The sequence below is a fragment of the Streptomyces sp. PA03-1a genome (assembly GCF_033792805.1).
Lineage (GTDB): Bacteria > Actinomycetota > Actinomycetes > Streptomycetales > Streptomycetaceae > Actinacidiphila.
The window spans coordinates 1-6,923 of record NZ_JARAVO010000354.1 but is presented as its reverse complement, the minus strand read 5'-3'; the positions used below and the strand labels follow the sequence as shown (position 1 = coordinate 6,923).

At 74.6% G+C, this 6,923-nt stretch carries 4 protein-coding genes and 1 other RNA gene; 3 read left to right on the top strand and 2 right to left on the bottom strand.

Features of this window, described 5'->3' with window-relative positions; translation table 11 throughout:
* Positions 1 to 63 precede the first annotated feature (63 nt).
* Entirely contained in the window at positions 64 to 846 is a 783-nt protein-coding gene (yaaA, locus tag PV341_RS42600; protein WP_500360670.1) for a peroxide stress protein YaaA, read from the bottom strand.
* Between the two features lie 65 nt (positions 847 to 911).
* Here yaaA and PV341_RS42595 point away from each other — a divergent pair, with 65 nt between their 5' ends.
* The gene (locus PV341_RS42595; protein WP_500360668.1) at positions 912 to 2,357 is read left to right on the top strand and encodes an RNB domain-containing ribonuclease; all 1,446 of its coding nucleotides are present in this window, start codon (positions 912 to 914) and stop codon (positions 2,355 to 2,357) included.
* 29 nt (positions 2,358 to 2,386) lie between these two features.
* Positions 2,387 to 2,786, top strand: an RNA gene (rnpB, locus tag PV341_RS42590) — RNase P RNA component class A.
* Positions 2,787 to 2,788: 2 nt separating this feature from the next.
* Here rnpB and PV341_RS42585 read toward each other — a convergent pair.
* Positions 2,789 to 4,612, bottom strand: coding sequence for a helix-turn-helix domain-containing protein (locus tag PV341_RS42585; RefSeq protein ID WP_500322206.1), 1,824 nt, complete (start codon positions 4,610 to 4,612; stop codon positions 2,789 to 2,791).
* Between the two features lie 150 nt (positions 4,613 to 4,762).
* Between PV341_RS42585 and PV341_RS42580 the strand changes: the two genes are divergently transcribed.
* Positions 4,763 to 6,923: Hsp70 family protein (locus PV341_RS42580; RefSeq protein ID WP_500360666.1), on the top strand; the 2,161-nt coding region annotated here is incomplete at its 3' end.

The window sequence follows — 6,923 nt, the reverse complement described above, 5'->3', positions numbered from 1 at the left end:
CCGCAGGCGCAAACGACCCGCACACAACAGCGAGCCGCAACCACAACCCACCCGCACAAGAACTCAGTGGACGTCCGTCACCAACACGTCGAGGCGGCCGGGCGCAGGCACTTCCACCGTGAAGCCCAGGTCGCGCAGGGCCGCGACGAGCGCGTCGGGGTTCCCGGGGCGCGCCCCGGACTCCAGGAGGGCCCGCACGATCCGCCCCTTGGTCGCCTTGTTGAAGTGGCTGACGACCTTCCGCGTCTCCGCCTGCACCACCCGCACCGTCGCCGTGCGCCCCGCGAGCGCGCTGCGCGGGGCCGGTTTCCACGCCGCCCCGTACGCCGAGGACCGCAGGTCCAGGAGCAGGCCCCCGCCCGCGGCCTCCGCGGCGTCCGGGAGGGCCTCGGTGAGGTGCGTGCGCCAGTACGTGGCGAGCGACCCGAGCGCCGGCAGCTTCACGCCCATCGAGCAGCGATACGCGGGGATCGCGTCCCGGACGCCGACCGCGCCCCACAGCCCGGAGAAGACCAGCAGCGAGCGGGCGGCCCGGCGCCGGGCGGCGGCGTCCAGGGTGTCCAGGCCGAGGGCGTCGTAGAGCACGCCGGTGTAGATCTCGCCCGCGGGCCGGGTCCGCGCCTCGCGCAGCCCCGCGTTGCGGGCGATCTCGCCGCGCAGTCCGGGGCTGAGCCCGAGCACGTCCGCGGCCTTGTCCTCGTCGCCGCCCGCGCAGAGCCCGACGAGCTCGTCCAGCACCGTCGCGCGGGCCGTGGTGAGCCCGGGCAGGGAGAGGGAGCCCAGGTCGACGGCGGGGCCGGTGCCGTCGGTGGCCTTGCCCTCGGACGGCGGTAGCAGGACGAGCACTGTTGTTCTCCTTCACGTTTCCCCGGTGCAGTGCAGCCTACGACCGCCCGACTTAGGCTCGCTCCATGCCTCGTCGTCCCCTGCGCGTCACCACCACCGACGGAGTCCGGTTGAGGTCCGCGCTGGACGCGCTCCGCGCGGACCTGCACGTGCGGCGGGACTTCCCGGCGAACGTGCTCGGGGAGGCCGAGGAGGCGGCGCGCGATCCCCGGCTGCCCGCGTACGACGCCACCGACGTGCCGTTCTTCACCGTCGACCCGCCCGGGTCGCTCGACCTGGACCAGGCGATGCACCTCGCCGTGCGCGAGGGCGGCCGCGGCTACCGGGTGTCGTACGCGATCGCCGACGCCGCCGCCTTCGTCACGCCCGGCGGCGCGCTGGACGCCGAGGCGCACCGGCGCGTGCAGACCCTGTACTTCCCCGACGTCCGGGTGCCCCTGCACCCGCCGGTGCTCGGCGAGGGGGCGGCCAGCCTGCTGGCCGGGCAGGACCGGCCCGCCGTGCTGTGGCGGATCGACCTCGACACGGACGGCGCGGTCACCGACGTCGACGTCCGCCGGGCGCTCGTCCGCAGCCGCGCCCGGCTGGACTACGCGGGCGTGCAGCACGCGATCGACGCCGGCACCGCCGAGGAGCCCGTGGCGCTGCTCCGCACCGTCGGCCGGCTGCGCGAGGAGCAGGAGAGGGCCCGCGGCGGCATCTCCCTGAACGTGCCCGAGCAGGAGGTCGTGGAGCTCGACGGCGGCTACGCCCTGCGGTACCGGGCGCCGCGCCCCGTCGACGCCTGGAACGCCCAGATCTCCCTGCTCACGGGCATGGTCGCCGCCGGCGTCATGCTCCGCTCCGGCACCGGCATCCTTCGTACGCTCCCGCTCGCCCCGCACGGGGAGGTGGCCAGGCTGCGCAGGGTGGCCGCGGCGCTGCGCATCGACTGGCCGCACATGACCTCGTACGCCGAACTCGTCCGCACCCTGGACCCGGAGCGCACCACCCACGCTGCGTTCCTGCACGAGGCGACGAGCCTGTTCCGCGGCGCCGACTACACGCCCTTCTGGCCCGGCCACCCCGCCGAGCCGGCCGTGCACGCCGCCGTCGCCGAGGCGTACACGCACTGCACCGCGCCCCTGCGGCGCCTCGTCGACCGCTACGCCGCCGAGTTCTGCCTGGCCGCGGTGGCCGGCCAGGAGCCGCCGGAGTGGGTCGCGGCCGCGTTCCGGGACCTGCCCCGCGACATGCGCGGCGGATCGCACTTCGCGGCCACCATCGAGAGCGCCTCCCTCGACCTCGTCGAGGCGGCCCTGCTCAAGGACCGCGTCGGCGAGGTTTTCGACGCCTACGTCATCGACATCAAGGACTCCGACCCGACCTCCGGCACGGTCCACCTGCGTGCCCCGGCCGTCGTCGCCCGCGTCCGCGGCGGCGCCGCACCCCTCCCGCTCGGCGAGCCGCTCCCGGTCCGTCTGACGCAGGCCGACCCCGGCCGCCACACCGTGCTTTTCACCCCGGCGTGATCGGCCGGTAGCATGGTCGCCACGGCAGACGAGCCGAGCGGGCGGCCGCGTCAGGACCTGGTCCTGCCGAGGAACGTCCGGGCTCCACAGGGCAGGGTGGTGGGTAACGCCCACCCGGGGTGACCCGCGGGACAGTGCCACAGAAAACAGACCGCCGGGGCCGCAAGGCTCCCGGTAAGGGTGAAACGGTGGTGTAAGAGACCACCAGTGCCCAGGGTGACCTGGGCAGCTAGGTAAACCCCACCCGGAGCAAGGTCAAAAGGGGCCGTCGTGAGACGGCCCTGCGCGGACGATCGAGGGCTGCCCGCCCGAGTCCGCGGGTAGACCGCACGAGGCCGGCGGCAACGCCGGTCCTAGATGGATGGCCGTCGCCCGGCCGGCCGCGAGGCCGACCGGGGACAGAACCCGGCGTACAGCTCGACTCGTCTGCCTCACCCGCCGCCGGCCTCCTCCGGCGGCGCCGCGCACTCCGCGGCCAGCCGTGCCATCCCGTACTCCTCCGCGACCGCGCGGGCCGAGCGCAGCAGGCGCGGGGCCTCCGCGGCGGCGTCCGGGCGGCCGCAGGCGCGCAGGGCTCGGGCCTGCCACAGGCGGAGCCGGGCGAGCTGCGGGGCGGAGGTGCGGGCCGGGGTGGCCGCCAGGCGGAAGTGCGCGAGGGCGGCGTCCGGTTCCCCGGCGGTCAGGGCGAGCACACCGCACGCCTGGGCCGTGGGCGCGACCAGCACCGTGGGCCAGCCGGCCAGGGCGATGCCGGTGCCGTTGTGCGGGGCCAGCCGTTCGCGCAGCCGGGCCACCAGGGGCCGCAGCTCGGCCTGGTCGCCGATCGCGGCGCAGGCCTCGGCGAGCAGGGCGAGCGTGGGCACCGCCCAGCCGTGCGGCGGCAGGGCGCGGAAGCCGTCGGTGTCGTCGGCGAAGGCCTGCAGCAGGTCGGCGGCCTGGTCCCGGGCGCCGGTCTCGCACAGGGCGAGGACGAGCCCCGCCCGCCAGACCGGGAAGTAGCCGTGCTCCTGCACGTCGTCGGCGAGGCCGCCCGCGAACAGTTCGTGCATCCGGCCCTGCTCGCGCAGCAGCCAGTACGCCTGGCCCATCCGGGTCTGCCGGAAGTTGCCGGCCGGCACGTCCAGGTCGGCGGCGAGCCGGTCGGCGTACTCGGCGGACTCCCGCAGGATCCAGTCCGCCGCGGCCGCGAACCGGCCGCGCCACAGGTCGAGCGTGGTGTCGAGGGTGCGCTGCTGCCAGCGGGCCAGTTCACTGCGGCTCGCGGCGGCGTGCCTGCGGTGCTCCTGGGCCGTGGACAGCGCCGGGTACACCCGGCCCATGCGCAGCTGGTCCACGGCCAGCCCCATCAGCGCCTCGCCCCGGAAGTGCGCCGAGCCATGGCGTACGGCGGCGTCGCGCAGCCGCTCCGACAGCGCCAGGGAGGCGGCGGCCGGCGCGAAGTCGTACAGGCCCCAGCGGCACTCGGTCAGCACCTCGCAGCGCACTTCCTCGCCGACGCCGGAGGCTTCCGCGGCGTCCGCGGCGTCCGCGCGTTCCAGGCCGCCCAGCGTGTGCCGGGCCAGGGCCGCGCCGCTGTCCGGGCCGGCCTGGGGCACGGCGGTGTCCGCGCTGACCGCCATGGAGAGCTTCTTCGCCCGGTGCGCGTTGAGCTGCAGGCGCAGCGCGCCGGCCTCGGGACCGGGGTCGTCGCGCAGGGCGGCCAGACTGTCGCCGATCAGGTGCAGCAGCTCCCGGTCGACCTGGCCCGGGTCCGACCAGCGGCGGCAGATCCGCACCACGGCCAGGGCCTGGGCGCGCGGCCGGCCCTCGGCCAGCCGGTGCGCCTCCCGGTAGCAGCGGTCCGCCTCGCGCATCCGGCCCGCGGCGTGCCGCAGGTCGCCGCGCCGCACGAGCCGGTCGAACTCCTCGCCGTACCCGGAGGCCAGGGCGGGGGCGTCGGGCGGCACGGGCGCGGCGCGGTCGACCAGCTTGGACGCCGTACGGACCGGACCGCGGACCCCGTCGCGCTCCTTGCCGCCGCGGGGCTCGCGGGCGGGCCGCGGCCGCGGGGCGAGGCTGAGCAGTTCGCCCCCGGCCTCGAGGAAGTGGTCGCACCTCTCGGCCAGTTCGTACGTCGGGCGGCGCATGCCGTTCTCGACCCGGCTCAGGAAGCTGCGGCTGCACGGCACGCGCTCCGCCAGTTCGCCCAGCGACTTGCCGGCCGCCTGGCGCCTGCGGCGCAACTCCTGCCCGAAGCCGTTCTGTTCCGCCTCCAAGGGCCCCTCCGTTCCCGTCGCCCGGTGCCTGCCCGGGTGTTGCCAAATATGCCCTGGCAACACCCGGGCCCTCCGGATAACTGCGGAATGGGGACAGCCTGTCAGGTGCGGGGCGGGTACGGACGCCCCAAGACCGGGGGGAGTTGACCGATGAGCGGCTTCGACACGTCGTGGGCGGGCAGGCCGAAGGTGGTGGCCGCCGTCGACTTCGGCACGCACGGCACCGGCTTCGCCTGGGCCGTGGTGACCCCGCTGAACGACGATCCGCAGTCCCGGCGGATCACCTTCTACAGCCGGTTCCCCGAGCACCGCGTGGACTACCCGAAGAACCTGACCGCGCTGCTCGTCGACGCGGACGGCACCACGGTGGCCTGGGGCCACAAGGCGCGCAAGCAGTGGTCGGAGGCCTCCGACGGCGGCCGGACGGACGGCCTGGGCTACGCCTACGCGTTCAAGATGGCGCTCAAGGACGACGGCGCCCCGGTGGACATGCCGACCACCGGCGGCATCGTCGACCTCGGCGACCGCGGCCGGGTGCGCGAGCTGATCACGGCCTACCTGCGGGAGATCAGGGAACTGGCGGTCGCCCAGATCAAGGACGCGGGCTACGCCGAGCGGGAGATCCGCTGGTGCATCACCGTCCCGGCGATCTGGGACGACGAGGACCGGGCCGCGATGCGGCACGCGGCGGTGGACGCCGGCTTCCCCGACGACCCGGAGCGGCTGCTGCCGTCCATCGAGCCGGAGGCCGCGGCGCTCTACTGCTACCTGCGGATGGCCGACCTGACCGACGGGACCGGCATGCGCGACCGGCTGCAGCTCAACGTGGACGGCTTCCGCTTCATGGTGGTCGACTGCGGCGGCGGCACCGTGGACATCACGGCGTACGAGACCTCCAGCGACGCGGCCGAGCTCATCGCGCTCCGCGAGATCGGCGTGGCCACCGGCGGCCGGCTCGGCTCGGAGTACGTCAACCAGGCCTTCCGTGAGCAGGCCCTGGGCAAGCGGCTGGGGCCCGAGCTGCTGAGGCGGCTGGAGCGGGAGCACTCGGGGGACCTGCTGGAGCTGTCCGAGCAGTGGGAGCGGGCCAAGACCACCGCGGAGGTCGAGTGGGACGAGGACGGCACCCCGCACATCATGGACACCGTCCGGATCGACCTGCCCGTCACCGTCTGGCAGTTGCTGGACGAGGGCAGCCGGGCCCGGCTGGCGGAGGAGGCGGGCGGCCGCCCGCAGCGGATGGTGCTGGCGCCGGAGGAGGTGGAGGTCCTCCTGGACAGCGTGGTCGAGGGGATCCTGGACAAGGTCGAGGAGCAGCTGGCCGCCATCCGCCGCACCAGCGGGGAGGCCGCGGGCGCGGGCGCCACGGGGTCGGAGACCCTGGTGCTGGTCGGCGGGTTCGCCAAGTCCCAGTGGCTGCGGGAGCGTATGCACCGGCACTTCGGCTCCCGGCACCGCATCCTGGTGCCGCCGGACCCGGCGCTGGCGGTGCTGGAGGGGGCGACCCACTTCGCGCACAACCCGCGGGTGTTCCTGTCCCGGCAGGCCAAGTACACCTACGGCTTCGAGACCTCGAAGCTGTTCGAGGAGAGCGTCGACTCGCCGATGCGGATGTTCCGCGACGACGACGGCGACATCCTCTGCGTGGGCCGCTTCGCCGTGGCCGTGCGGCGGCTGGACAGCGTGCGGGTGAAGGACGCCTTCCCGTTCACCATCCTGCCCACCCGGGAGGACCAGACCGAGATCGAGCTGCGGGTCTACCGCACCGTCAAGGCCGAGCCCCGCTACGTGGACGAGGACGGCTGCGAGGAGATCGGCCGGCTCGCCGTCGACATCGGGGAGACCGTGGGGCGGCCCTTGGCTGGAGCGGATCCTCGCCGACATTCCGGACCCCGACGAGCGGCGGATGGTCGCGGAGGTCGCGGGCGTCGGCCTGTCCGCGCGGCTGCGGCCGCCGCACCGGCCGATCGGCTACGCCGTCGCCCGCGCGCTGGACCTGTCCACCCGGCCGCCCGCGCGCCGTCCGGACGACCCGGCCCGCGTGGCCGTCGAGGACGCCCGCCGCGACTGCGGCCACGTACCCGCGGTGACCCACGAGGAGTTCGTCCGCGGCGTCATCCACGAGCAGGCCGACGCCGCCCGCCAGGCACGCGCCGCGCTGCGCACCGGCCTCTTAAACCCATCTCCGACCCCACAAACCCTCCCTACCCCTCTAATCCCGTCTTCGCCTTAAAAAAAAAAAACAACTGCACGGTCACGCAGGGAGATCGGGTACACAAGATAAAACATCTTAGAGATACGAGAAACAAAC